The sequence below is a fragment of the Aeromonas caviae genome, from assembly GCF_000819785.1.
Taxonomy (GTDB): Bacteria; Pseudomonadota; Gammaproteobacteria; order Enterobacterales; family Aeromonadaceae; genus Aeromonas; species Aeromonas caviae.
In genome coordinates, this window is the sequence record NZ_CDBK01000025.1 from 31,603 (window position 1) to 32,502 (window position 900).

1 pseudogene is annotated in these 900 nt (G+C 70.2%); it reads left to right on the forward strand.

Annotated elements, in window-relative coordinates:
• Positions 1–900: pseudogene (locus BN1120_RS21665) on the forward strand (AAA family ATPase); the annotation flags it as partial.

Consider the following 900-nt stretch of genomic DNA (forward strand, 5'->3'; position numbering starts at 1 on the left):
CCGCCAGCTGGCGGTGCGTCAGCAGCATCTACCTGAGCTGGAGACGCGCGCCGAGCAGCTGACCCAGCGTTGGCTGCAGCTGGGCGGTGCCGAGCTGCTGGGCCATCCGCTGCCGCTGCGTCAGAGCCCGATCGAGTGGAACGAGTTGATGAATACCCTGCTCGGCCGCGGCCAGAGTCTGGAGCAGGGGCTGGCCCGCAGCCAGCAGCAACTGCGCGAGGCCCAGCAGGGCCAGCAGCAGTTGCAGGCCGTGCGCCAGCAGCTGAGCCAGCTGGCCAGCCAGCACCAGCAGTTCGAGCAGCAGTGGCAGGAGGCCGATCGCCAGCGCATCGCTCTGGAAGGGGAGGTGAATGCGATGGGCGAGCAGGAAACGACCCTGCGCCAGCGCCTTGAGCAGGGGGGCAGCCGGCTCGACGAGCAGATGGGAGGCCAGCCCTGGCGTCAGTGGCTGGGCAGCCAGCAGTGGCGCGAGTGGCAGCGGGCCTGCGAGGCCTGGCTGCACGGTCAGAGCGAGTGGGAGCGGCTGACCGGCGAGATTGCCAGCCTCACCCCGGCCCTGAGCGCTCAGGAGGCGCGTCTGCAGACCCAGCGTGAGCTGCTGCACAAGCTCGAGCGCGACTACAAGGAGCATGAACAGCAACGGCAGGGGCTGGTCACCAGCCGTGCCACCTGCCTGGGGGGCGAGGAGATTGCCCTGGTCGAGAGCCGCTGGCTGCAGCGGCTGCAACAACTGGCCAGCGAGCTGGAGACGATGCAGGGGGCGGCCCGCACCCTGCGCGAGCGCCAGACCGAGCTCAAGACCCGTCTCAACCATCTGGAGCAGGAGAAGCAGGTGAGCAGCCGGCGGCGGCGGGAGGTGCTGGGGCGCTGGGCTGCCCACGCCAGCAGCCTCGGCATCGC